Origin of the sequence: Micromonospora sp. CA-246542 (genome assembly GCF_050942905.1) — a bacterium.
In the GTDB taxonomy this organism is placed as follows: Bacteria; Actinomycetota; Actinomycetes; order Mycobacteriales; family Micromonosporaceae; genus Micromonospora.
This window is the reverse complement of record NZ_CP192041.1, coordinates 1-24,878: the sequence shown is the minus strand read 5'-3', so window position 1 is coordinate 24,878 and position 24,878 is coordinate 1. Positions and strand designations below refer to the sequence as shown.

The 24,878-nt window shown below is 69.8% G+C and carries 23 protein-coding genes; 17 read left to right on the top strand and 6 right to left on the bottom strand.

Translation table 11 applies throughout. The features are described from left to right. Positions 1 to 94 precede the first annotated feature (94 nt). From ACQP0N_RS32990 to ACQP0N_RS32965, 6 genes are all read left to right on the top strand, one after another. Positions 95 to 2,029, top strand: coding sequence for an ATP-binding protein (locus ACQP0N_RS32990; protein WP_433121966.1), 1,935 nt, complete (start codon positions 95 to 97; stop codon positions 2,027 to 2,029). Positions 2,030 to 2,127: 98 nt separating this feature from the next. Continuing rightward, positions 2,128 to 4,578 carry a DNA translocase FtsK gene (locus ACQP0N_RS32985; protein WP_433121965.1) on the top strand — a complete coding sequence of 817 codons (2,451 nt, stop codon included), beginning with the start codon at positions 2,128 to 2,130 and terminating at the stop codon, positions 4,576 to 4,578. 48 nt (positions 4,579 to 4,626) lie between these two features. Further along, a complete protein-coding gene (locus tag ACQP0N_RS32980) occupies positions 4,627 to 5,271 on the top strand; it encodes a hypothetical protein (RefSeq protein ID WP_433121964.1) in 645 nt (214 codons plus the stop codon). A gap of 88 nt (positions 5,272 to 5,359) precedes the next feature. Beyond that, complete coding sequence (locus ACQP0N_RS32975; RefSeq protein ID WP_433121963.1) at positions 5,360 to 6,094, top strand: Pycsar system effector family protein; 735 nt, start codon at positions 5,360 to 5,362, stop codon at positions 6,092 to 6,094. Between the two features lie 5 nt (positions 6,095 to 6,099). Beyond that, a complete protein-coding gene (locus ACQP0N_RS32970; protein WP_433121962.1) occupies positions 6,100 to 6,354 on the top strand; it encodes a hypothetical protein in 255 nt (84 codons plus the stop codon). Between the two features lie 574 nt (positions 6,355 to 6,928). Continuing rightward, on the top strand, positions 6,929 to 8,941 hold the full coding sequence (locus ACQP0N_RS32965) for a hypothetical protein (RefSeq protein ID WP_433121961.1): 2,013 nt from the start codon (positions 6,929 to 6,931) through the stop codon (positions 8,939 to 8,941). Positions 8,942 to 9,157: 216 nt separating this feature from the next. Here ACQP0N_RS32965 and ACQP0N_RS32960 read toward each other — a convergent pair whose 3' ends face one another. Both ACQP0N_RS32960 and ACQP0N_RS32955 read right to left on the bottom strand, forming a co-directional pair. Further along, entirely contained in the window at positions 9,158 to 10,057 is a 900-nt protein-coding gene (locus tag ACQP0N_RS32960; protein ID WP_433121960.1) for a ParB/RepB/Spo0J family partition protein, read from the bottom strand. Position 10,058: 1 nt separating this feature from the next. Beyond that, the gene (locus ACQP0N_RS32955; protein ID WP_112583584.1) at positions 10,059 to 10,802 is read right to left on the bottom strand and encodes a ParA family protein; all 744 of its coding nucleotides are present in this window, start codon (positions 10,800 to 10,802) and stop codon (positions 10,059 to 10,061) included. A 397-nt stretch (positions 10,803 to 11,199) separates the two neighbouring features. Here ACQP0N_RS32955 and ACQP0N_RS32950 point away from each other — a divergent pair, with 397 nt between their 5' ends. From ACQP0N_RS32950 to ACQP0N_RS32930, 5 genes are all read left to right on the top strand, one after another. Beyond that, entirely contained in the window at positions 11,200 to 11,583 is a 384-nt protein-coding gene (locus tag ACQP0N_RS32950; RefSeq protein WP_433121959.1) for a hypothetical protein, read from the top strand. 112 nt (positions 11,584 to 11,695) lie between these two features. Beyond that, on the top strand, positions 11,696 to 11,992 hold the full coding sequence (locus tag ACQP0N_RS32945; protein ID WP_433121958.1) for a hypothetical protein: 297 nt from the start codon (positions 11,696 to 11,698) through the stop codon (positions 11,990 to 11,992). 7 nt (positions 11,993 to 11,999) lie between these two features. Next, the gene (locus ACQP0N_RS32940; protein ID WP_433121957.1) at positions 12,000 to 12,530 is read left to right on the top strand and encodes a hypothetical protein; all 531 of its coding nucleotides are present in this window, start codon (positions 12,000 to 12,002) and stop codon (positions 12,528 to 12,530) included. A gap of 530 nt (positions 12,531 to 13,060) precedes the next feature. Beyond that, positions 13,061 to 13,588 (top strand): hypothetical protein, encoded by a 528-nt coding sequence (locus ACQP0N_RS32935; protein ID WP_433121956.1) that lies wholly within the window; start codon positions 13,061 to 13,063, stop codon positions 13,586 to 13,588. After that, positions 13,588 to 14,184 carry a helix-turn-helix domain-containing protein gene (locus ACQP0N_RS32930; protein WP_433121955.1) on the top strand — a complete coding sequence of 199 codons (597 nt, stop codon included), beginning with the start codon at positions 13,588 to 13,590 and terminating at the stop codon, positions 14,182 to 14,184. The genes ACQP0N_RS32935 and ACQP0N_RS32930 overlap by 1 nt, the downstream gene beginning before the upstream one ends. A 142-nt stretch (positions 14,185 to 14,326) precedes the next feature. Here ACQP0N_RS32930 and ACQP0N_RS32925 read toward each other — a convergent pair whose 3' ends face one another. Then, positions 14,327 to 15,343, bottom strand: a complete 1,017-nt coding sequence (locus ACQP0N_RS32925; RefSeq protein WP_433121981.1) for a tyrosine-type recombinase/integrase — start codon at positions 15,341 to 15,343, stop codon at positions 14,327 to 14,329. Positions 15,344 to 15,809: 466 nt separating this feature from the next. Here ACQP0N_RS32925 and ACQP0N_RS32920 point away from each other — a divergent pair, with 466 nt between their 5' ends. Together ACQP0N_RS32920 and ACQP0N_RS32915 are read left to right on the top strand one after the other, a co-directional pair. Continuing rightward, positions 15,810 to 16,010 carry a hypothetical protein gene (locus tag ACQP0N_RS32920; RefSeq protein ID WP_433121954.1) on the top strand — a complete coding sequence of 67 codons (201 nt, stop codon included), beginning with the start codon at positions 15,810 to 15,812 and terminating at the stop codon, positions 16,008 to 16,010. 54 nt (positions 16,011 to 16,064) lie between these two features. After that, positions 16,065 to 17,249: a hypothetical protein gene (locus ACQP0N_RS32915; RefSeq protein WP_433121953.1), complete on the top strand. Its 1,185-nt coding sequence runs from the start codon at positions 16,065 to 16,067 to the stop codon at positions 17,247 to 17,249. Positions 17,250 to 17,299: 50 nt separating this feature from the next. On the opposite strand, the gene ACQP0N_RS32910 is transcribed toward ACQP0N_RS32915, so the two are convergent. Beyond that, positions 17,300 to 17,590 carry a hypothetical protein gene (locus tag ACQP0N_RS32910; RefSeq protein ID WP_433121952.1) on the bottom strand — a complete coding sequence of 97 codons (291 nt, stop codon included), beginning with the start codon at positions 17,588 to 17,590 and terminating at the stop codon, positions 17,300 to 17,302. A gap of 585 nt (positions 17,591 to 18,175) precedes the next feature. Here ACQP0N_RS32910 and ACQP0N_RS32905 point away from each other — a divergent pair. Then, the gene (locus ACQP0N_RS32905; RefSeq protein ID WP_433121951.1) at positions 18,176 to 18,604 is read left to right on the top strand and encodes a hypothetical protein; all 429 of its coding nucleotides are present in this window, start codon (positions 18,176 to 18,178) and stop codon (positions 18,602 to 18,604) included. A gap of 59 nt (positions 18,605 to 18,663) precedes the next feature. Here the strand turns inward: ACQP0N_RS32905 and ACQP0N_RS32900 are convergent, their stop codons facing one another. Then, a complete protein-coding gene (locus ACQP0N_RS32900; RefSeq protein ID WP_433121950.1) occupies positions 18,664 to 19,584 on the bottom strand; it encodes a hypothetical protein in 921 nt (306 codons plus the stop codon). 575 nt (positions 19,585 to 20,159) lie between these two features. Between ACQP0N_RS32900 and ACQP0N_RS32895 the strand changes: the two genes are divergently transcribed. The 3 genes from ACQP0N_RS32895 (at position 20,160) to ACQP0N_RS32885 (ending at position 23,207) form a co-directional block, all read left to right on the top strand. Next, a complete protein-coding gene (locus tag ACQP0N_RS32895) occupies positions 20,160 to 20,849 on the top strand; it encodes a hypothetical protein (protein WP_433121949.1) in 690 nt (229 codons plus the stop codon). Between the two features lie 1,135 nt (positions 20,850 to 21,984). After that, entirely contained in the window at positions 21,985 to 22,179 is a 195-nt protein-coding gene (locus tag ACQP0N_RS32890; RefSeq protein WP_433121948.1) for a hypothetical protein, read from the top strand. After that, on the top strand, positions 22,176 to 23,207 hold the full coding sequence (locus ACQP0N_RS32885) for a helix-turn-helix domain-containing protein (RefSeq protein WP_433121947.1): 1,032 nt from the start codon (positions 22,176 to 22,178) through the stop codon (positions 23,205 to 23,207). The genes ACQP0N_RS32890 and ACQP0N_RS32885 overlap by 4 nt, the downstream gene beginning before the upstream one ends. Before the next feature lie 408 nt (positions 23,208 to 23,615). On the opposite strand, the gene ACQP0N_RS32880 is transcribed toward ACQP0N_RS32885, so the two are convergent. Continuing rightward, on the bottom strand, positions 23,616 to 24,833 hold the full coding sequence (locus tag ACQP0N_RS32880) for an SHOCT domain-containing protein (protein ID WP_433121946.1): 1,218 nt from the start codon (positions 24,831 to 24,833) through the stop codon (positions 23,616 to 23,618). Positions 24,834 to 24,878: the final 45 nt, after the last annotated feature.

The following is a 24,878-nucleotide window of genomic DNA, read 5'->3' as shown; positions in this document are numbered from 1 at the left end:
ACCCCACCCCGGCCCCGGGGCGAGCAACCGCCCCGGGGCCCCTCCCCTCCCCCTCGAACCGCCCCCGCGCAGCCCTGAAGTTGAGGAGACCGCGATGTCGACCCGGACCAATGACGAGATCCGCGCGGACCGCCTGGCCAAGGCCGGCCAGATCCTGACCGCTCTGCTCGCCGTGACCGCCTACGCGGTTGCCTGGCTGATCAAGCGCTCTTGGCGCCGGCTGCTGCCCGCGTACTGGGTCGCCGCCGAGCTGGCCGTGGCGTGGGTCGCTGGCCCGTTGGGCCTGTCGTGGCAGACCGTGGGGATCCTCGCCCTGGCCATCGCCGCAACGGCGGCCTGCTGGCAAGCCCGCTCCCGCACCGTGCGGGCATGGCGTGCCGCGATCGCGGTCGTGCTCGGCGGCGCTGCCGTGGCCACTGTCGCCGGGGGCGGGACGTCCGCCATGGCCGCGCACCCCACGCTCACGATCGCGGTGCCGACCGCGCTCGGCGCGGTGCTGGGCTGGCCGTGGTGGCACCATCTGCGCCACCTCGCCCCGCCACCGCCGCCCGAGCCGGTGGTGATCGACGAGCCGGTCGACGTGCTCGACCCGCTGACCGTGCACTGGGAGCGGCGCTGGCAGAACGAGGTGGTCGGACAGGGCGTGTGCGCCGGCACCACCCTCGTCAAGGCCGTCGAGCCCCGGCCGGGGATCACCGAAGCCCTCGTGCGGCTGGCCCCCGGCACCAAGCCCGGCCCGCTGTTCAAGTCCGGGGTGGACGTGGAGGTCGCCCTGGACCTGAACGAGGGCGCGGTCGGCTGGCGCTCCACCGGCAAGCGGGCGTGGTTGCGGGTGGTCCTGGTCGAGAACTCCTACATCGCTACCGGCGTGCCGTGGACCGGCCCCACCTACAACAACGGCCGCTTCGAGATCGCCCGCTTCGCCGACGGCTCGCCCGGTGATTGGGTGGTGTCCCGGCCGAAGTATGGCGTGCTCGGCGGTCTGGTCGTCGGCTCCACCGGCGCCGGAAAGAGCCGGGCGTTGGGCGCGCTGATCGCGAATCTGCTCGACGGCGGTGTTCAGGTCGCCGTAGGCGACCCGCAGAACGGCCAGTCCCTGCCCGCGTGGCGCGAAGCCGTGGAATACCACCCGGGCATCGAGAAGACCACGCTGCTGACCCGCCGGGCGCACGCCGAGATCATGCGCCGCTCCCAGCTACTCGCCGACGCCGGCGTCGAGGCCTTCGACGCCAACGACCCCCGGGTCAAGGCCCTCGGCCTGAGCCCCTTCGTCGTGATCATCGACGAGTGCCAGCTGATCCTGATCCCGAACACCCCGATCGTGGCCCTGGCCGAGCAGGCCGCCGAGACGATGCGCAAGACCGGCTTCGGCATCGTACTGGCCACCCAGTTGCCGCAGATGAAGTCCCTCGGCGGGTCGGTGCGGCTGCGCGACGCCCTGGTCGCCGGTAACGCCCTGATCCTGCGGCTGTCCAACCGAGGTTCCGGCACCACGATCCTGCCCGACGACTTCGTCGGTGACCCGTTCGCCCTGCAGCCGGAGATCGATGGACAGTCCACCGCCGGCATGGGCTACCTGCGCCACAGCAACCGCGTCGGGATGCTCTGCCGCGTCCCGAACCTCGACGAGGTGGCCGCCGCCGCTGCGGCCCCGCGTGTGCCGGTGCGGTGGAACGTGCCCGAGGTCGACCCCAAGAGCCCGATCGTGCTGCCGGGGCACCGTGCTCCCGCCAGGGCGGCCACGACCGCAGGCGGTGGCAGCGCGGTGGACCGCCTGCGCGCCGCGTTCGGCGCCGGCGGCGGACGCAGGACCACGACCGCCGTGGTGGAGCAGGTCGCGCCGCTGACCCCCGCCGAGTGGGTCCTGGCGTGCCTGCGTCGCGGACCCGCCTCCGCGCAGGCGCTGCTGGACCGCCCGGACTGCCCGGTCAACCAATCGCAGCTCTACGCGCTGCTGGGGCGGCTCAAGGACGCCGGCCGGATCACCCCGCCCGCCCAGCGCGGCGGCCCGTTCACCATCTCGGCCTGACCGCCTCCGTGACAGCCGACCGCGCCGCCCGGGTCGGCTCTCGCGGTGGCCGCCAAGCCCACCCCGCCCTGCCGCTCACCCCGGACAAGGAGACTCCCATGGCCAGCACCCGCCGCAGCAAGAAGCAGCCCGAGGTCGACCGCGGCGCCGAATTCGCCCGCCGCGCTGGCGTGGCAGCCCTCGCCGCCTGGTACGCCACGGCGGCCGGTGCCGGCCGCCTCGCCCGCAAGCTGCCCAGCCCGCACCGGACCTCGGGCGTCGACCTGCCCGGCCACGACACGACCGGCCTCGTGCTGCTGCTCACCGGCGTGATCACCGCAGCCGCCGTGTGGACCCACCCCGCCGGTGTGCCAGGCCAGCTTCTGGAGGTGCCGGCCGGCATCGCCGAGGGCCTGCTCGGACACCTCGCCGTCGTCGCACCGTTGCCCCTGGTCTGGCTCGCGATCCAGGCGATGCGCCACCCCGCCGGCAGCCAGACGGTGCGGATCCTCACCCAGGCCGCCGGCGCCCTGCTGACCGGCGCCGGCCTCGCCGGGCTGCTGGACCTGCCCGCAGCCGGTGCCGGAGGGCTGCTCGGTGAGATCACCGGCGCTCTCGACGCGGTGCTCAGCATCTGGGGGGCGGTGCCGGTCCTGCTCGGCCTGATCGCCGCCGGACTCACCGCCGTCACCGGCGTCAGCCCGGTCGCCGTGGTAGCCGCCCTCGCCGCCACGCGATCCCGCCGGGCTGCGCTGGCAGGCACCGATGAGGACCTGGACCGCCTTGTCGACGACCCCGACGACCCCGACGACCTCGACGACCTCGACGATGTCGACCAGGTCGACGCGGCTGCGGTGCCGGACGCCCCACGCCCGCCTACCACCACGGCGGCACCGGCGGATTCCGTGGAATTGGCACCCCGACCGCCGCGCCCGCGCCGCGAGGCGACCGGACCGGCCCTGGTGGCCACGCCGGCGACGCCCGCCGCTGCGGCACCGGTGACGGCGGGTGGCTACCAGTTGCCGCCGCTGAGCCTGCTCGCCGCCGGCGACCCACCGCAGCGGCGTACCGCCGCCACCGACACCAGCAAGAAGGCCCTGCAGGGCGTCCTGGACGACTTCAAGGTCGCCGCGACGGTGTCTGGCGCGCACCGCGGGCCGACCGTCACCCGCTACGAGATCACCATCGGCGCCGGAGTGAAGGTCGAGAAGGTCATCGGTCTGGCGAAGAACTTTGCGTACGTCGTCGGGCAGCCCGAGGTGCGGCTGCTGTCCCCGATCCCGGGCAAGAGCGCCGTCGGTGTCGAGGTACCCAACCCCGACCGGGAGACGGTGACCCTCGGCGACGTCATCCGCTCCCGCGCCGCCCGCGACGGGCACCGGCTGCTCGTCGGGCTGGGCAAGGACATCGACGGCAAGGCCGTCACGGCGAACCTGGCGACCATGCCGCACCTGCTCCTGGGTGGTGCCACCGGCGCCGGGAAGTCTGGCTGCCTGAACACCCTGCTCGTGTCGATCCTGACCCGGGCGACGCCCGACGAGGTGCGGCTGCTGCTGATCGACCCCAAGCGCGTCGAGCTGACCGCCTACGCCGGCATCCCCCACCTGGTCACCCCGATCGTCACCAACGCGCGCAAGGCCGCCGACGCCCTGGACTGGGTCGTGCAGGAGATGGACCTGCGCTACGACGACATGTCCCTCACCGGCGTACGCAACATCGACGACTTCAACCGCAAGGTCCGCGCCGGACAGATCACCGCCACCGCGCCCAGCGGACGAGCCCTCAAGCCGTACCCGTACCTGGTGGTGGTCGTCGACGAGCTGGCCGACCTGATGATGGTCGCCCCCCGCGACGTCGAGGACGCCGTCGTGCGCATCACCCAGCTCGCCCGCGCCGCCGGCATCCACCTCGTGCTGGCCACCCAGCGCCCCTCGGTGGACGTGGTGACCGGGCTGATCAAGGCCAACGTCCCGTCACGGCTCGCGTTCGCCACCAGCTCCCTGACCGATTCCCGGGTCATCCTCGACCAGCCCGGCGCGGAGAAACTGCTCGGCCAGGGCGACGGCCTGTTCCTGCCCATGGGCGCGTCCACACCCGTCCGGATCCAGGGCGCATGGGTCAGCGACGCCGAGGTCACCGCCGTCGTCGAGCACTGGCGTACCCAGACCGCCGCCAGTGGCCAGCCCTGCGCGCCGGCCACCGTGACGCCGCCGGCCGCCGAACCCCCGGCCCGCTCGGCGGTGAACACCGCCGTCGTCGACGGGCTCGACAACAACGAACGGGCCCTCCTGCGCGAGGCCGCCGAGCTGATCGTCACCAGTCAATTCGGGTCGACCTCGATGCTGCAGCGCAAGCTGCGCATCGGCTTCGCCAAAGCCGGCCGGCTCATGGACACCCTCGCCGACCTGCGCGTGGTCGGCCCCTCCGAAGGCTCCAAAGCCCGCGACGTGCTCGTGCGCGTCGACGAGCTGCCCGACCTGCTCGCCGCGCTCCGCGGCGACTCCCCCGCCGACTCCGACGACGCCGGCGCGACCGTGCTGGCGTTCCCCCGCAACGGCACCCGCCGCTGACCTACCCCGCACCGCCCCACCCGGATCCGCCAGACGAAGGAGAGCCCCATGGACACCTCCCCCACCTCCGGCGAGCAGCACCTCGCCCCCATCGACCACATCACCACCAGCGAGGCCGGCGAGGGCCGCCGATGGTCACTGGCCACCTGGTGGCGCGACACCGCCACGGTGTTCGTGCGCGACAACTGGCTGCTCGGCGTCTTCGCGCTGGCCGCCCTCGCCACGCTCAGCGTGCTGCTGTGGACCATCTGGGTCATCGTCACCAAGCTCGTCAACGTCGCGGACGCCGGCGTCGACGCGGCCGGCGCCTGGATCACCGACGGGCCGATCACCCACAGCATCTCCGACCCGCTGCGCGCCTACCTCGACACCCACAGTGGCGGCCTACCCGCCACCGGCCGCGACCTGTGGGTCATGTGGCTCGTCGCGGCCGGCGCCCTCTACCTCGGCGCGCTGTTCGGCTCCACCTACGCCCGCATCGGCTGGGCCGCGATCGGTGCCCTGACCGGCGTCGCCGTGTACGCCGGCGCCCCGGCCAGCACCGGCCCCGCCGCTGCCGGCCTGACCACCCTGGTGTGGCTGACCCTGTCCCTGCTCGCCTACGCCGGCCGCAGCAACCTCACGGTCGGCAACATCCTGCCCAGCCTCGCCCACCGGCGCGATCGCGATCCGGTCATCGACAGCACCTACTGACCCGCACACACGGCGGGCGGCCCCACGCCTCCTACAGCCAGGGCCGCCCGCCACTCCCCCATCCAGCAGATGAGAAGGAGCTACCCCCATGGTGCCTGAACCGGGTGAACCGACCTACCTCGGCGCGGCCTACGCCAGCGACAACGATCCACGTGGCCAGCGCCGCCACTTCCGTATCCCCACCGCAGGCGCGCACGCGGTGCTGGTGGAGATCCCCACCAGCCTTGTCGACAGCACGTCCCACTGCACCGGCTGTGGTCACACCGATAGCGACTTCAGCGAGCTGGAGATCCTTGCCCGCGCTGGCGCGCACGCTTCCGCCTGCGGGCGGGGCACCGTCACCGCCGCCCTGGACGCCGAGGTCGCTACCGTCCGCGCCGAGCTGGCCCGCATCGACCCCAAAGCCGGCGGCTACCTGCAGATGGCCGGAGTGCTACTCGGTGCCGGCTTGGCGGTACTCGGCGGCGCGGGAGCCGGTGGCCACCTTCCCCCGTCCACGCTGCGGGCTGGCGCTGCGACCGGCGTGGTGGTGCTCGTCGCCGTCGCCCTGCTCCTGCTGGCCTCTCGGCCCCGCCTCGGCGGCGACTTCGGATTCGGGGCCTACGCCGATGCCGACACCGCCCAGGACGTGCTCGCCCGCATCGCCGGGGGCGACGCCGCCCAGGTCCCGCAGATGACGCCGCTGACCCGCGCTCGCGAGCTGTGGTGGCTCTCCCGAGCCGTACGCGCCAAGTACATGGCGATCGCTCGCGCGGTACCGCTGCTGCTCGCCGGGTACGTCGGCGCGGCCGTCACCGCGGCCCTGGCGATCTGGGGGCGGTGAACGCGATGACCCGCCCACAGTTCGCCACCGATGTCCTCGGCGCCACCGACGAATACCGGCTCGACATCGTCACCGACCCCGGACCCGACATCCCCCAGGTTGTCAGCTACTTCACCGCCAGCGACCCCGAGACGGCGAGCCGCCAGGCACAACGTCTTCTCGCTGCGGTCGACGGTCCCGACGACCGCTACGGCGAGTTGTACGCCCACGATGGCGACGGCGGCGCCGTCCACTCCGTCACCATCCATCTACCCGAATGATCATTCAGTACGCACGGGTAGGCGGCCCGAATCGTCGGGCCGCCTATTCGACTACATGTAGTCGAAACCCCTTACCTCGCAAGGCAGCCCGACTCGTAGGGGTATGTACCGATTTTGAGCGGCGGTCCACACAGGACATAGCGCGTCTGGTGGTTTCGGAGCGTGTTGAGACGCCTGCTGCGGCGAGAGTCACCGTAAGATCCTCGGGTCACGCGTCTGAATTGATCTTGAGGGAGCACCAGCGCTCAACCACTAACTCCATAAAAAAACAGAGCCCCAGACCCCGATCGTTTGGCCGCGGGAAGGGTCTGAGGCTCTCAACAAGCTCGGAGGACACCATAGCACCCACCTCCGGGCTGGGTGCATCTTTGTCTCTCGACACGGTTACCGCGTGTCGCAGCGATACCTGCCTGCGCCCAGCCTCCCCCATTTCGCGTCCCACCTGGGGTGGATTCGTAACCCCACGCTCGACGCACCATCACACAGAGTCTTCGCGGGGCCGGTTGCGCTGCCAACGGACTGCGGCGGATCCTGGCCCAGGACGTAAGCCTGTTAGGTCCACAACGGTGCCGCGATGATCACGGCATCTTCCCGGGCGTTGGACTCGGATCGCGTGGTGGCGCTCGGGTACTGCCCCGACTGCTACGCCACCGGCGCGGCCGTACTCGTCGTACCCGGACAGCACCACTGCCGGGCGCACCTGGTCGATCAGCGCCTGCTGGTCGAGACCACCGCCGCCGGGCAGGCCCGCCTGGTGGCCCCGCCCGGGGCCCGCCGCCGGCCGGTCTACCCGACCGGTGTTCAGGTGTCGTGTGTGTCCTGCGCCGCTGCCGGCCGGGACAAGCAGGGCCTGCCGCGCGACGGTGAAGGGTCGGACCCGCTGTGCATGTCCTGCTGGCGGGGACGCACTGACCGGCGAGACGCCGCCCAGCGGCACCACCTGGTCGCCGCCCTGCGCGGTCGCCTCGACCACGCCCAGGACGTCGTCGACGCCGGTTGCGCGGCCTGCGGTGAGCCCGGACCGGTGCCGACCTGCTGGCTGTGTGGGTACTCCTACCTGAAGCAGGCCCGCGCCGATCACGCCCACGGGCAGGCGCTGGAGGCCGCCGCCGTCGACGAGCACTTCGCGCAGCTCGCCGAGACGGCGGACGCCCGCGAGCGGGTCGACGAGCTGACCGCGTGGATCCAGCGCCTGATTGAGACGCTGAGCGCGTTCAACGCCGGTGATAGCTGGGGCCGGCCGGTGTGGTTGCTGGCCGACCTCCTCGCCCGCGACGCCGCCAGCCGTGCTAGCCGCCGGGGCCGACGCTCCGCGCTGGGTCGGGTGGGCGCGGTGCTGGCCGTCGACGCGGACCGCCGCTCCGGACGCCGTGCCATGCCCGGCCGCGCCGAGACCGCCCTGCTCGCCGGCTGCGACTCCACCCGCCCCGTGACGGACGCGTGGCGCCGCGCCGAGGCTCTGGGCTGGCACACCCGCGTCGAACAGGGCCGCCGCCTCAGCTACGCCGAGCGGTGCGCCACCGGCCGCGCCCAGGCTCGGACTGTCTTCGACATCACCCCGCTACACCGAGGCGACACCGCCGCCCAGACGGCGCACGTGCCGGCCGCGCTGACCATCCTGGCCGAGCTGCTCGACCACGCCCGCACGCTGCTCACCGAGGCGCAGGACCGCGTCGACGAGCTGGACGCCCGCGTCGGCGGCTGGGTCGACCACCACGAGCGTGTGCGCCGCTACCAGATGCGCCAGGTGGTGGTCGCCGCCCGCGATCACGCCTGTGACCAGGCCGAGAATTTCCGCACCCCCCACACGGTGTCTCAAGGTATGAGTGTTTACTCCAGCTTGTCTCGGGGTCTGCTGATTCCACCGCCGATCGCCCACTCTCACGTCGTGGCGGACCGGCAAAGCCGGAGGAAGATTGGCGCTTCGCGCTCACCAATAACAAGCCGGCGAAATTCCCATGTTGCCAGGTCACGTCCTGTAGGGCGTCCTAGGCCGGTCCAGACGGTGTCTGAGCGCCCACGGCGGTCTCGTCCACGTCCTGAGTGGGCAGAGTGGGCGTACGACCTGGCACGGGCACTACGAGGTCACTGGCGTTGGCTGGCCGGCGCTCCCCTGCCGCAAGTGGCTGCCACCCTGGGCGCCGCACTCAGCCGCGAATGGAACGCCGAGATGCTGACCACCTGGGCCAGCCAGCATCGTCCCCGGCCCCTGCTGTCCGCGCCCCGCAATCCGGTCGCCTACCTCAAGGCGATCCTCGAGGACGTCCTCACCGGCCCCGATGCGCCACCGAACCCGGCAGCTCGGCACGTCATTCACCGCCGCAGGTCCGTGGCCACCGACGCCGAGACTCGGCGGGTCGACCGCGCGTCCTGGTGCGGACGCTGCGACCGGCACCGCCGAGTCGAGGTCGACGACCACGACCAGGTCGTGCCCTGCCCCCGCTGTTCGGGCGCGGACGAGCCCACCGTGCAGCCCCGCCGCAGGGTCGCTGCCCACAGCGACCGAGCCGCAGTCGGCGCCCTCGCGGCCGCCGTCGACGGCGATTGGCCCGACGTCGCCCAGCCCGGATCAGGCATCCTCCCGTAGCGTGGCTGACCCGACGCCCAGCGTTGGTCGTGCCCAGCACGCGCTGGCGCTGAGCGTCGGCGGCGTCACTGGTCCGAGGGCGCTTGGCCCAGCCCCGGTCTTTCTCTGGCCAACCGGGTGGGTCAGAAGAGGGCTTGACTGTTCTCTCGGTTTCCGAATGCGCGGCGGCACCCTGAGGCCTCAGGGTGCCGCCGCGCGTGTAGGTCGACTGACGTTCTATCCGTTGGTGCCTGCCGCTGGTCCACTCAGTAGGAGCTCAGCCAAAGCTTGTAGGTCGTCCGGCTCCAGCTCTGCCCGCAGCGACTCCGCGATTTTGTCTGGGGTGCCGCCGAGACGTCGGATTGCGGACGCGGCAGAGGACCGTCGTGAAGGTGCGTTGCGAGGGGTTGCGGCACCCTCAGCCTCCGGCTCATTAACCGCGGTTAACTCTGGCTCGTTGATAGGCAGCTGGCGCTGGCGCAACTCATCGAGCTGCTTCTCGGGCGGCAGTTGGTGGAGATCTCGCACATCCCGCAAAGGCACCTCGCCGGCCCTGAGCAACGACTGAACCTCCGGCGCCAGCCTCAGCAGATTGAGTCGCTGAGTTACCCAGGGAGGAGTGCGAGAGAGTCGAGCGGCTGCCGCCTTGGCGGTTCCGCACTCCTTCACAAGATCTCGAACGATTTCGGCCTCTTCGATGGGGTCCAGATTCTGGCGGTCGAGGTTCTCGGCGGCAGTGGCACCGAGCCATGTCTCCCTGCTGTCGGCGAGTCCGTTCTTGACCACGATGTCGAGGGTCGGCAGTTCCGCCATCAGGGCCGCAGCGCGACGTCGGCCGCCGGTGACCTGAACCCAGGAGGCGCTACCGATCGCAGGCTTGTGCTCTGGGTAGATCCGCAGGAACGACTCTCGTGCTACTACGGCACATGGCTGGAGTTGGCCGTGCGTCCGCATGGACTCGGCGATACTCTCGATCTTGGCGCGATCGGAAGTCAGGTCCCGTGTGTTGAGCGGATTCGCGGCGACCTGATGCACGCGAGCGCTACGCGGACCCGACTCGACGAATGCGGGCACCCGAGCCTCGGGAAGTACCGCCTCGTCCGCAAGCTCCGACAAGTTGACCCGCTTTCCCGCCACGTCAGACCTCCTGCAGGTTCGGCGCGCCAGACTGGCTCGGGATCGCCGCAGCGCCGCCGTAGCCCATCTCCAGAGCCAGGCGGAAGAAGTCCTCGCGAGCCTCCATCGCGGTCCGGTTCTTGGGGTACTGCGTGACTACCAAGCCTTCGGCAGAGGCGCGGGAGTGCAGCTTGTACCGCCTGACAACCGTGTTGCACATCGGCCAGCCCTTGCGCTGGATGAACTGCGCGGTCTGCTGAAGATCGGGGAGTCCATCGCGTGGGTCCCAGCTGTTGACGACTACTCGGTACGGAATTCCGCGTGGAGCGATGACGGACTCAATCGTCCGTGCCGTCGGGTCGTAGCAGAGGGGCTCGGGCACCATCGGCACCAGGACGTCGTCGCACTCGTCGAGCGCGGCTTGAAGGATCCGCTCGTCCTCGAGCGAGCCCGGGGTGTCCACGAAGATGTGCTCGTAGTGCAGGTTCCGCAGCTTCCGAAGATCACGCGGATCTTCGACCTGAGCGAAGTCGAACGGCAGGCCACCCTGTCGTTCCACCCGTCGAGACCACCAGACCGAGGAAGCCTGCGGGTCGGTAGACGCAACCATGACCGGGCTCTCCGGATCACCGATGGCCTCAGCCGTCTTCTGCAGGATCGGCTCCGGGTTGACCAAGACGTCGTAGGTCACCGCTCCGAGGTTCACAGCGAGCGTGGTCTTACCGACGCCACCCTTTTGGTTGGCAATGACATGCACTTGAGTCATGCGGGCTCCATTCCGTGTGCTTCCCGGGGCCGGGTACGGCCGCGCGGTACTTCGGATGCCCGTCATGCTAGGGCCGACCTCGCCCTGCCCAGTAGCCCGGGCCAGCTCGTGTCGCTCATTAACCGCGGTTAACCGCCCGAGTTTCTTGCTCCAAAGGTGGCCCCGGGTCGACCGCCCGGTCCAGGGTTGTTGGCCGCGACCCCCATCGAGCGGTCTTGCATCAGTATCGAGACAGCCCTACACGCCCGCCTTGCTGGAGTGTCTGACCATCAGCGCCAGGACACAGAGGACGCGGGTGCTGAGGCCCCCGCGGTAGGCGGTGGCGATCTGCCGCTGCCGGTCGGTGAGGGTGGCTGGTTGCAGATGCCGGTCCCTGGCCCGATTCGTTGAGCAGGCCATGACGGATGTGCACCACCTGCGGGACAACCCGGCGCACTACTACGAGGTGCTGGGACGGGTCATGTCGGCCCTGCGCGAGACTGGCGTCCTCAACGGCGCCACCCATCTCGACTGGTGGCCCGGCAGTGGCGGTAGGACCTGGGAGATCGAGTGGCAGGGTGGCCCCTTCCCGGCCGAGGTCGCCGCGCGGCTGCTGGGGGCGCCGGAGCCCGGCGTTGACGACGACCAGGGCGATCACGCGGTACGCGGCCTGATCTCGCCCGGCCGGGGCGAGGACGAACGCGCGCACCTGGTCGTGCTCGACGTGCCGGTGCACCTACGCGCGATCGACCCGATCGGGACCAGCCAGGTCTGGGCAGCCCTCACGCCCATCCAGGGGTAGGGGAGCCCGGATCGCGGCGCTGACGTCGATTCGCGCAGCTCGACACCGGCGGCCACCGGCCGTTGCTGGTCCCCGTAATCGCGCTCACCCGCGTGATGATCTGATGCCCAGGGTGACCGACATGGTCGATGTGGACGGCGAGCTGGACCACCAGGGCATGGCGATTGAGCTGATCGACGCCTTCGCCGAACGCGACGCGGCGGGCCTGGCCGCCCTTGACGCCGCTGGCCGGGCAGCCCAGGTCCAGGCCCGGCAGGCGCTGTACGACTACGTCGATCGGATCTGGGAGGACGCCAAGGTGAACTCAGCGGCGCGACCGGACTGGAACGCCGTGGCGGGGCTGGGGGACCTAACCAACGCGCTGGTCGAGCAGGCCGGGCAGGCGCAAGCCGACGTCGGCGAGGACTAAGCAGCCGATGGCCGAGACCGGCCCGCGTGACGCCGAGATCCGGGACCTAATCGCCGGTACCGCGAGGCTGGGCCGGGTATCCGGGCGTGAGCCTTGGCGCGAGCTGCTCCTGCGGTTGACCGGAGGCCGGTGGCCGCGCCGGTCCGGCTGGCCGGTCGTGCCCCGGCTGGCCACGCCGTGGCAGGACACCGTCTCGAACGAGCGGATCGGCTGGCGGATGCGCGCGGCGAACCTACGCGCCCACGACCCAGATGACGCTTCCGTACGCGACGAGTTCGTGTTCGAGGTCGACTACCAGCTATGTCGCCGGTGCCGGATCGGCTGGGTCGAGCAGCCGCACACCCTGCCGGCCTACCGCCGCCGCGGCCTGGCCGCCGCCGGCCTTGCGGCTCTGCGCAGGGAGAACCCCGGCTACGCCTGGCACACGCTCGGCGGGCACATCGACGGCTCCCCGGCGTTCTGGGACACCATCGGCGCCGACGTCCCGGGCGGCTACCGGCCCCGCCGGGTGTGCGAGCACATCACCGCCGGTGGCTGAATGGCCAGGACGTCGGAACGGAGCGGCCCGGCCGATCACTTCCGGCCGGCGGCGTGTCAGCGTCGGACCGGACGGCGCTGGCCTGTCGCTGCGGCGGCGCGTGGGAGGCGCGCACGGTCCAGGGCCGGTTCTGCAGGACGCTGAGCACCTGGCACCGTGAGCCCGCCGCCAGTCAGGGAGTAGCTGAGGGGTTGGCTTTCGGTTCTGAGTTCTTTCCGAATCTTGCCGAAACCCGTGCCAGTCACCCGGCGGCCCGAGTGCGCTCTCACCGGCGGGGATGCTGCTTCCCACAGCGGCGAGCTTGCATGAAAGTGCAGCGCCGTCTCGACGGCAAGTCAGACTGACTGCTCTACTGGGAGTCCTACACGGGCGCGCCGACGGGCGTGAAGCCGCGGGACGCCGGTGTGAGAGCCGCCAGAATTGGCGGCTCGCCCCAGGCCGTCTGGATAGCGCTGGACCGGACCGGAGACAGGAACAACTGGTAGAGGCGTTGTGGCGACGTCGCGCCAGGCACGTGCAGGGGCCCGTCGATGGCGGGCCCCTTCGTCGTGTCCGAGCCTCGGCCGACACCGCCATCGGTGGACCGGCCGGCACGTCATCAACCCTGCGCCGAACTTTCACACGCCATCCTGTCGGCCGTCCCGTCGATGTGGCGTGACGTGGTGCTGATCCGCAACCATGGTCGGCGCGGAAGACAGCTCACGCCACCCGGTTTCCTCGTTGGGCCGGAGAGCTCTTCCGCACTGTCCACGCAGTCCAGCGCTGTTCAGTATCGGGAGGGGCACATGGCAATGAATGCCGTCGGTGGGTGCACTGCGTCCGAGGGGTGGGTCGACCAGCGCGCCAAGCGGCGCACGGTCGTGCTCGTGATCGTCCTGGTCTTTTTCACCTGGCTGACTGGCGTTGAGCACCTGAACGTGTTCGAGGCCGCCGGCCTTGTTGCGGTGATCGGCATCGTCGCCGGCATGGTGATCGATCGGGTGGTCGACGGATTCCGCTCTAGTGGCGAGGATCTCGCCACGCTGTTGCGGCTGGTTGACGGCCCAGGACGAGCCTGATGAAGGCGGCCATGCCCGGCCCGCGGCGCAGTGCCCGCCAGGCCTCCAGCCGGCGCGGATGGGAGTACGGCGCTGACGACGTCGTCGGCCGTGACTCCACCGTCTATGTCTTCAATGGCGGCGTCGAAAAGGTTCAGCTCATGGCGGCTGCGGCCGCCGAGGACGTACTGGACCCGGAAACCGCCCGCCAGCAGTTGAGCGAGGTCCTCACCGCGGCTCGCGTCACCGCCGGCAAGCCGAAGCTGGCTAGGCTGGCGCGCGACGTCGGCTACTCCGAGTCGATGCTTTCTCGGGTGTTCAACGGCCACCTGGCACCCAGTCGTGAGCTGCTCGACCGGCTCGCCGAGCACATGGACGTGGAAACTCGCACTTTCACGTCCGTTTGGGTGCCGTTGTGGGCGGCCGCTAGCCGCAAGACCGAGCAGAAGTCCGACAACGCTGTCCCGCAGACTGGCCCACCCGGCGCCCCGAGCGGCTTCGAGTGCCCGGCGTGCGGCTCCTGGGTGACCAACCCGAAGCGTCACATCGAGTGGCATATGACGCCCGACGCCGGTTGGCAGGGCGGCTCGGTCACGCCGCTGCGTCCGGTGCAATAGCCGGTCGGAACAGCCACCGCGTGGCTGCCGGCCCCTGCTGGTCGAGGGGCCGGCAGCCGCCGTGGTCCAGGTCGTAGCCGGCCCTGGCCGGGTAGTCGCGGGCCGCGACCCACCTTGGAGGCTGGAAGCTACGGCGTTGGCTCTATTCGCCGTACAGCACCGCCAGGCGGTGGGCGGGGGAGCGATCGAGGCTGCCGCGGTTGCGGTCGTAGCGGCGGGTGGTGCGGGGATCGGCGTGGCCGAGGAGATCCTGCACATCGCGCAGCGGGGTCCCGTCGTCCAGGGCGGCGGTCGCGGCCGCGTGGCGCAAGCTATGCGGGGAGATCTGGTCGGCGGCGGGCAGGCCCGCCACCCGGGCGAGCCGGCGGACCAGGTGCCAGACGCTCGACTGGCTCAGTCGATTGCCGTGCCGGGTGGTGAACACCGGCCCGTTGACGCCCCGGGCCTCGAGGTCGTCGTCGGTCATCGCCTCAAGTCGAAATGTCTCGGCAGTATGCCGTGAGGTCATCACAAAGAATCCCTCGCGGTCGAACTGTCTCGGCTGGCTTGGGGCGGGCCACTCCCGGCGGTCGAACTCTTCCATCTCGCTCAGGTGTTTTCTCAGGAGCAGGCGCCCGGCGATGAACCGGCGTTGCCGGGGCAGGTGCGCGTCGAGGAGCCGGCTCAGGGCCGCGGGCACGGGGAGTTCGCGGTCGCGGCCGCCCTTGCCGCGGATGAGCACGGTGCGGTGGCCGGCGTTGTGGCGTAGGTCGGCCAGATCCAGGCCGGTGGCCTCGGAGACGCGCAGGCCGAGGCTGGCGAGCAGGGTGATCAGGAGTCGGTTGCGTTCGGCGCGAGGTCGTAGTGGGGATTCGACGGCGAGGCGGGTGACCTCGATGTCGGCGGCGCGGAGCAGGTTGCGGACCTCGGTAACGGTGAGACCGACGGTGGTGGAGTGGTCGCGGTCGACCGGGGCGCGGTCGATCGCGCCGGCGGGGTTGCGGGTGGCGATGTCCGCCTCGACCAGGTACCGATACCAACTGGAAAGGGTGGCCAGGCGCCGGTTGAGTGTGGCGGCGCGGAGGGGCCGGGGTGGGTCGCGCAGCTCGGCGAGATACATGTCGACGTCGGTGCGGGTCACTTCCAGCGGGTTGAGCCGGCCCTCATCCAGCCAGAGCAGATAGTCCTCAAGGTCGGCGAAGTAGGCGCGGCGGGTGTGCGGGGAGCGGCGGCTGCGCAGCCAGGCGGCGGTGACCGCGGCGGGGTTCCACCGGGCGTCGGGTGGGCCGGCGGGCAGGGGAGGGCGGCGACGGAGGCGGCGATCTGCTCGACCAGCGACGGCTCCGGGCCGGTCGGCGGCGCCGGGGGTGATGCCGGCGGCATCGTCTCCGGGGTCTGCCCGGGGATCGGTCCGGTCGGGATCAGCTGGCCGAGGCCGCGACCGAGCCCGGCTCGAGGGCGCGGGGCGATGGCGTCGGCGGGGGTGGTCACGGGGCCGAGAGTAGAACCCGTTCGCTGGTGATAACCGTGATTATCACTCGGTACCTTGAACGTGTCCCACTGTGCCGGAATCCTGCGGAGCAGGGCGGAGTCAGCCATCCACGACCTCTCAAATGGAGAGGTGTGACCACTGGAAGGGCTGACCGTTGACCGACCCGACCGTGCGCGGCCTCTGGCTCGCGATCGCCACCCTCACCGCCGGCATCATCGCCGCCACCGCCGGCCTGCTCGCCTGGGCCGGCGGCATGAACCCGCCCACCGCCATCCTCACCGGCGGCGGCGCGTTCGCCAGCGCCCTGCTGCTCATCCTCACCGCCGTCCGGTTCACCGCCGGCGAGCCCGAGTGACCGACCGGGCCAGGCTCGACCGTTCACGTCATGCTTACGGGGTGAGTACCCGGGGTGAGAACGACACGTCCCGCAGCCCGCCTGGACTGGCGCGGGCGGCTGTCCGGGGTGTTCCTCGGCGTGGCGGGCGGCATGGGCATCAACGTGCTGAGCAACGACGTCGGCTACCGCGGCGTGGCCGCCGCCGCGGCGGTCGGCGCGGTCCTCTCGGTGGCCACCTCGCTCCGCCGGCTGCCACCCCGGGCGCCCCTGGTCCGCTACACGACCCGAACCCTGCTCGCCCTGGCCCTGCTCGGCGCGATCGCGGCGGTCATCGGTCCCGCGTCCTGGGCCGCCTACGCCACCCTGACCGCAGCGGCCCTGACCGTCACCGCCGTCCTCACCAGCAACACCACCGCCATCGCTACCCTTTTGTTGCTCGGCGCAGCGAGCATCGGCTTCGGCATGACGATCATCAGCGTCGGCATCGAGGTTCTCTCCGGCACGCTGTGGGTTCCCCCCGAGGTGCTGCTCCCCGCGGCGTTAATCGGCACCGGCGTGGCGCTCGTCGGCGTTGGCTTCGGGATTCTGGCCGGCAGCAAAATGCTGGCCGGCGCGGAGCTAATCGTCACTGGGGTGCTAGGCATCGGCGTTGGCTTCGGGATTCTGGCCGACGGCTACACCCCGGGCGGCGCGGTGGTGATCGGCCTCGGGGTGGCGAGCATCGGCCTCGGCTTCGGGATTCTGGCCGGCAGCAAAATGCTGCTCGGCGCGGCGTTCATCGTCCTCGGGCTGGCGCTTACCGGCCTCGGCATCGGGCCCCTTACCGACAGCACCACCCTGGCCGCCGCGGCGGTGATCGTCCTCGGGGTGGCGGCCATCGGCCTCGGCATCGGGTTCCTGACCGGCAGCACCACCCTGCGCGGCGCGGCGGTGATCGTCCTCGGGCTGGCGCTCATCGGCCTCGGCATCGGGTGGTTATACGGGGGCGGCATCCTGGGCAGCGCAGCGTTCATCGCTGGCGGGGTGGCGCTCATCGTCGGCGACGTCGCGTTCGTGGACCGGAAACCCGACTTCAAGGGACGACTGCGGAGATGGTTCGCGGCGCAGACGCGGGATCCGGCGGGCGGGCGACGCCTCAGCAGAGGATCCGGGCAGGGTAGGGGAGTCGTCCAGCACCTGACCCCGTTGGCGTGCCGGGCTGATGCCCGCCGAAGGAAGCCAGCAAGCCTGAGCACGGCGACCTGTGGTCCGCGATAACGCGAACGACTCCTCGACAGACTGTCGAGGAGTCGTTTCGCGCCGTGTGGTTACACGATTTCGACGATGCGCTCCTTGCCGGTCTTCGGGTCACGGAAGACCAGCTCATTGCCGTTGCGGGTGTTCTCGTCGACCATCGCGTAGATCGAGATGGCGCGGTTCACCACGTCGGTGCGGTTGAACCGGGTCCGTGCGATCAACTTCTGCAGGTCAGTCCATGCCTTAGGGATGATCCCCACGGTGATCCTGGTGATTACGTGCTCCCCGGGATCGATCATTTCTCCGTCGCCGTGTGGCTCCTCCGTGCCCGCCCGTGGCTGAAGCTGCGTCCGGCTGCCCATGTTTCGCCTCCTTCGCTGTCAGCGGTGGCGGGATGTGCGGGCCCCCCGCTGGGTCTTGCAGCATCCCGTGCATCTCCATTGTCGGTATCTCGTGTCTAGACAGTAGCACATCAGATGCTTTTGAGCATCAATCCCAAGACTCGGACAGGTAACCCCGAGCATCACATCGGTGACTACTGGGGGTAGACTGCCAGTAACCCCCACACGCGGGGGCTTCCACAACCGCAGGAGGACACATGTCGAGTCACTACCAGCCACCTCTTCGAGAGGAGGGGGGAGCCAGCACGCCACTCGTCACGGCTCTCTTCATCACGTCTGCGATCGGCCTACTTACTGGCTGGGGCCTAGGCCCAGACAGCCCGGGGGCGACGCGACGGGTTCGGCCGGTACTTGCCATCCGTCGGCTGCAGTTCAGGCGCCCAGTGACCGCCCTCAGCCACTGGGGTCGCGCAACGGGGGGTCGCGGAGGCACGTGGCTTCGCTCAGCCAAGAGGGCTTGCCCTCTGGCAGTGCTAAATCCTTCGGTGTAGTAGGGGTGCGACGGTGCCCCGCATCGAGGGAGGGGAGCAGAAAGGGTTGACTTAAGTGGAAGCAACGCGTGTGCAGGGGACGGAAACGATCAGCGACGCCTCGTACGTCGCGCAGCGCACGAAGGGCGGGGACGGGTACATCCCGCCGACGAGCAATGCCTTCGTCCGGTTCATGGAGAAGCACCAGCACCGGCAGGAGGTGAGCGAGTCGGGGGAGGCGACGAGCGGGGCGGGAGTGGAGTTCAGCTACCGCGACGTCGACCGGACGTTCCGTAGCAAGATGAACGTGCCCGGCCGGTTCACCGACAGCCTGCTGGAGGCGTTGACGGTGACCGTCGGGGTCGTGGGCACGGTGGCCGCGCCGGTCGCGATCGCGAAGTTCGCGAGCGGCTCGCTCCCCAGCGAGCTTCTGTTCGCGCTCTGCCTCGCCGCGGTGGTCGCCGTCGGCGGGCTCGTCCGCTCCGTGATCAAGCGGCGGCGTTAGCACCTGCCGGACGTAGCACAGGGGGGCGCGAAAGCGCCCCCCTGCTGCTGGCGGGGCTCCTAGCCGGACCCCTCTTTGACTGCCTCTCGAACGACAGCCGGCTGGTCGAGGGCCGAGAGGTTGAGCTGGTAGACGTTGCGGAACCGGCGGAAGTCGAAGCTGTCGGTGGCGACGAGCTGCCGGCGGCGAACGCTGATCAGGCCGGCGTACTGCAGCTCGCGAATGCCGCGGGTGCGGGTCTCCTCGGAGAGCAGGAACGTCTTGGTGGCGTAGTCGGGGGCGATCCAGACCTCTTCGGTGTCGGGGTCCTTCGCGCCGACCTGGACGCGCAGGATGATCAGCATGGCCAGAGCGGCAGGGCTGAGCACGGCCATCCAGCCCGAGGTCCAGAGCGTCGGCGGGAACTGGACGTAGCGGTGGATCTGGGCGGCCTCGGGCTTCTTCTGCTTGAGCCGGTTGTAGGCGGAGCCGGGGGTCTCGTAGGGCTTGCCGTCGCCGGTGTCGCTGAGCAGCCGGATGACGTTCGGGGCGCCGGCGCGGTTGGTGACCTCGATGAAGTTGTTCTTCTCCAGCCAGCGCACCGCGTCTGCGACGCGGCGCGCGCCGCTGGTCTCCGGCTCGTCCAGGTCGAGCAGCTCGGCCCACGCGCGGGCGGGGTACACGAGCTCATGCGGCGGGGCCGCGCCGAGCCAGAGGTAGGACAGGTACAGCCGGAGCCGGACACTGCCACCTCGGCCTCCGCGAAGGAGGCGGGCCAGCGGCGTGGGCTGGCTCGAGTTGTCCGCCCGCTCCGCGAACGCCCGGCGCAGCGGCAGGGACCGGTTGTGATTGCGCTTGGCCACGTTCTCCGCCGCCGTCAGCGCGATCGGGCGCGGCCGCCGCTCGGTGAACCGGTCAAAGAAGCCCTCGAACCCGTCACCGGACGAAACAGGTGACGCTTGCGTAGGGGCGAACAGCTGTTCACCGTTATTCAGCGACATAAAGTGTTCTCCTATAGTGCCTGGTAACAGTGACAGGGTCACCCCTACGCTAGCGCAGGGGTGACCCTGGGTCTAGTCCGATGCTACCCCCGTGCAAGCGCGGTCTGATTGGGGATTCAAGCGTAGCGGTGGTGATGTATCGGCTGCTATGGTGGTTTCAGCCCGTACGGAGGGCTGCAAGAGCAGGGGAAGCGTGGCCCTGCCGATGTAGCCCGAAGCGAGGGTGAGTCGGCGGCGGTGAGTCGGATCGTTCCGTTCAGCGACCGGCTTTCCGGCACCAGGGGATAGGACCGCACGAGGTAGTCCTCTCCGGCTATCCACCCGGCACCAAGCCCGTCGGCGACCAGCGGCGGGACGTCCCTCATCACGGACGTCCCGCCGCTGCTGTTTAACGTCACGACGACCTCGGTGAACCTCACGTCACAGGAGCCCGGACCCGGTTGCGCGCCTTCTGGCCAATCGCAATCGGCCCAGACTCACCTGGTGCCCAGCCAGCGCCACCCGGTCGGCTCTGTCGCACACCTGCTGACGTCGCCGGAGTGGCGTCCGGTGGTAGCGGCCGAACATGAGCGATCGTGTCCGCCATGATCGACGTGCTGTCCACCGCCGCGGCGTTGGTAACACCACCGCTACCGGTCACCACCGCGCTGATCGCCGGCGGGTTCACCCTCGCCGGCGTGACGCTGACCCAACGCGCGCAGCGTCGCCAGCAGGAGGCGACCCGCGTCGCCGCTGCCCGGGACCGCGCCGAGGCCGTGACCACGGAACTGATCGTCGCCGCCACCGAACTGCACGTGGTTCTGGTCGCCGAGCAGCCGCGGTGGAACGACTGGCAGCCGAGACTAATCACCATCGGCCAGTCGCTGCTGGAGTTCTTCGCCGGCCGCGAGGCCACCGGCGTCGCCCGAGCCGGCAGCGTCGCCGTGGACTGGAACACGCGCAACCTCGCCGCCGGCGCCACATTTCTGCGCGAGCCGTACGTGCGACTGACCACCGCGATCAGCCGCGCCGCCTTGCTACCCGACACCGACGTCGTCGCCGCCGCGATGCGCACCTCCGAGGCCGCCGTCGCCGTCATGACCGCCTACGGCTCCGACAACCTGTACCGGCGCCGCGTCGCAGCCGCCGCCCGCACCGCCGCCACCACCGCACTGCACGAGGCGATCGCCGACCTCGTCACCACCGTCCAGCAACACCTCCATCCCACTGATACGACACCCACACCCCGATGGCGGCGGATCCTGCGTCGATCTAGGCGACTCTGACTCATCCAACCGGCCGCCGCCAGGCGACCGGTCGAGGCGCTTGTTGGAGGGTGGCGGGTTGTTTGGTCTGGAAGCCAGTCGGGCGAGTCTGAACTGACGGACTGAAGGCGGCGGGTGCCGTCGGCTAGCGGGTCCTCGCCCACGATGACCGTCGTGGACGCACGACTCGAGGCTCGCGTTGTGGCGCTAGGACGCTGAACGGCGTGGCCACCGGACTGGTCTGCATGATGGGACCGGATGATAGCGATTAGGCCCGAATGGCACGGCGGTGGTGTGAGCCGCCAAGAACGCGCCTGCAGCGCTGCCGATCATGATCTATTCGGCGCTTGAGATCAAGTTCCATCCGCACTGCGGCGACGAGCGAAAGTGGTCACGGTCACATAGGAAAGTGGCGGTCTGAAGCGTTGACAAGTCCCTGTGACATGGCCTGTTCGTGGCGGTTTCCGAGTGACACAGGGGTGATTCAGGCAACCGCGATACCGGTCTATGGGCTGATCGCCCGACCCCCCATCGTCCGACGGGGTGGTCCTTGCGAGTTAACCTACTGGTTACTGACTGGTCACGTAGCGAAAAAACGAGCGTTTTCGCTGGTAAACGTCTTGGGGGGCCGATCCGCTGCAACGGTCGGCCCCCACGCCCGATGATGACCCAAGTCCAAGAGAGAGCATCATGGGTAAGCGGCGAGATGAGCTGCCGGGCCGTACCGGATTCCTCGCCTCGCTGACCACTATAGAACGTTGTTTACTGTCTGTCCGGCAACTCATCCCAGGCGATCTGTAAACAACGGCAGGCCTTTGTCCACTTAAAAACGAGTAAACAATTCGTGTTTCGGGCCCGCCGCAGCGAGTTTCGCCTATGCGGACGCGGGCCCTGTCCTTTCTATCTGAGAAGATGTGGGGGCGCGTCAGCGAGGACGCCGGGCTGCAACCTGGCGAGTCACCCGGACTGATGGGCATCCCTTTGTAAGACCCAAGTCCGGGTGGATGACCCGCAGCGGGGGCTGCGGGTCCTCTGCTCATACGAGAGAGGACCCCTGCCCGTGCGCGCGCAGCGTTCACGGCGTGGTGGGATCGGGAGCACGGACGCTTCAGGCCACCCCCCGACCCTCACCGCCACCGCCACCGTCGCTGTCACGGTGACCATGATCCTGCTGATGGCCTTCAGCATCGTCTCCTGGCTGCTGGGCAACACCACCATGGCCGCCGTCGCCGGCATGGGTGTCTGCACTCTGGCGGCCGACGCCATCCGCCGCTACCTCGGCGTCGCCGCTGAGCAGGGACACCGTCCGCCGGAGGCCAAGGCGTCCGACCCTGGGCGGGATGACGAATGAGCGCGGGGATCGGGCGGCCAGAGAAGCCGCTCGACCCGGCCGCCGGGCCGGTTGCGCAGTTCGCCTACTCCTTGCGCAGGCTGCGCCACGAGGTTGGCAGCCCGTCGTACCGGACCCTGGCGAACCGCACGTACTACTCGGTGTCCGCGCTGTCTGTCGCCGCTAGCGGAAGCCGTTTCCCGAGCTGGGCATGCGCTGAGGCATATGTGAGAGCGTGTGGGGTCGGTGATGACGACATCGTGCACTGGCATCGCCGCTGGAGCGCCGTCGACGAGCACGTGCGCGCCCAACGACGCGCCCAGCGGCGGGCGGCGAAGAACCGTCCAGCAGCCGCTGCTCTGGAAGCGGCGGACGTCCCCCTCGTCAGCCCGGCACCGCTTCCGGTTCTAGAGCTGCGGTACATCGACGCGGACCCGGCCTTGGTAGCGACCCTCGAGGAGTTCCTCACCGCGCTGGATCAAATGCGCATCGAGAAGGGGCTCAGCCTGCGACAGATAGCCGAACGGTCCCGGCTAACCAATCTTCCTGGCACCACCGTGGCGGGCGGGCTTAGCCGCTCACAGCTGCACGACATGCTCAACGGCAAGGCGCCGCTGCGTTCGAAGCAGGTGGGCGCGTACCTGTTGGCCTGCGGGGTTCCACAGGAGCGTGCCGCACGCTGGCTGGTTCGCTTCTACCAGCTGGCCGAGCACGACCGACGGGCGAGGGCGGCGCTGGCCGCGCTCAAGGCCAACTCGACGGAGAGCATCCCGACCAGCGCAGTGGTCTCCACCCCGCCGAACAAGCCGAAGAAGGTGCTGACCGAGGAGGCCATCGAGCCCGGCCAGCGAGGTAAGCACCGTCGATCCAAACGCTGGACGAGCGCCATCAGGCGGGTTCTCATCGGCCCGAAACTCGCGCGGAATACACCTGATCCGGCTGCCGGCCGGCCGGCACGCACGCCGGTCTCCGGAGCGCCGCGCTATGTGCCGGGGACTCAGACTGTCCGTGCGCCGACTCCCGAAGCTGCGGAAACCCCACAGCCCTGACGGAGACCGCGAACCTCACCGGTCGAACAACTGAAGGTAGAGGAGGGCGAGGTGCAAACGGCACCCCGCCCTCCTGATCGGACGGTGCTAAGCGGCGGTGCCGTACCGCCCCAGGGTGACCGTGGACTGGGAACGGCTGACGCCGACCTTGCGGTAGGGGAGTGGAGCTGCCCCACGCGAGCGGATCCGCCCGGCACACGCCAGTTGGTAGCGCCCGCTCCCGTGCGCTGCTCCGGACCAGTCGGCATCCCCTGGGCTTGCGTGAGGTGATGGTCGGATGGACGCCGCTGTTCCTGCCCGCTGCGGCTACGCACGCACAAGCACCGCCCTCGGCACCGAGGTGGGCCCTACTGGGGAGGCCGGCCAGATCCGGCGCCGGGCCGGCTCCATGGACACGACGTGCCGCGACTACAGCTCACCGAGGATGCGGGTGCGCTGCTGGGCGTACTCGTCGTCACTGATTTGCCCGTGCTGCAGCAGGACAGCCAGTTGCTGGAGCCGATCGGTGATCGCGGCAGTCGCAGGGGCTGTCGGAATGGCAGGTGGATGTGCTGCAGGGTTGTCGGGATTGGTCCCGACATCTTCAATCAGGCTTGGTGGGAGGGCGGGTGTGTCCATGGCTCCGGCGATGCGCCAGAAACTTTCGTCGAGGGCAGTGGCGCCGCCAGCGGCGGCGGTGAGCTGGTTCAAGGTGTCGGGTACGCAGCCAAGCACGGTGGTCAGGTCGGTGGCCTGGGTAGTGGTGGGTAGGAGCCGCCCGGAGAGGATGTCCATGACCTCGGTGGTGGAGATGTGCGTGCGGGCGGCTAGCTCGGTGGGGGACACGCCGGCGAGTTCGGCGTAGGCGCACAGGTAGCGGGCCAGCGCTCGTCGGGCAGGCGGGGCCTGGGAGTTGATGGCGGCGACCAGGTGCCCGAAGCGGATTCGGCGGCGGGTGTCAGGTGGCGTGGGCAGGTCGATGACCGGCTTGGCGCGCAGGCTTGGTGCCGCGATGAGCTCGAGTATCACGCACTGACGTGCGTACTCCTCCTGGACCGTTGCGACCTGCGCCGCGGTCGTTCGGACGTTGAGCAGTGCCTCCCTAGCCTGATGGAACAGCCGCTCCATCTCGTCGGCGCGGCGGGACTCGCGCAACCTGCTGTTCTCCGACTGACGCAGGTTCTTCAGGTACTGCTCGGTGTCCTCACGCATCCGCACCTGCAGGTGAGCGATTCTGCGTTGCAGTCCGGGGATCGTTGGTGAGCTATCGGGAACCTCGCGCAGCTCCGGCTGGCCCTCGGGGCGGCTGACTGGGCCGGTGTAGCCCTCGGGTAGTCGACCCCTGGCGCATTGGTACCAACCAGCCGCCAAGGCCCGGATACCCGTGGTCTCACTCTCGTCCGTGGGCAGGCAGGCAATGATCAGCTCGACCATGTCCCAGGTGGGACCGTTGGTGTACCGGCTCAGCTGTTCGGACAGCTTCTTCCGGTTCAGGCCGGGGAAGTCCAGCCCGCGCGTCTTTGCGATGCGCAGGATCTGGGCCTGCCCGCCCTCGCCCAAGTAGTTATCGATCAATCTGCGTACGTAGAGGGTGTAGTCGGCGGCCTCGGGGGTTGTGCACCGCTCGCGGATGGTGGCCTCGTCCACGGATGGGCGGGTGGTGCGCCCTGTTGGGCGCCGGGCGGTACTCAT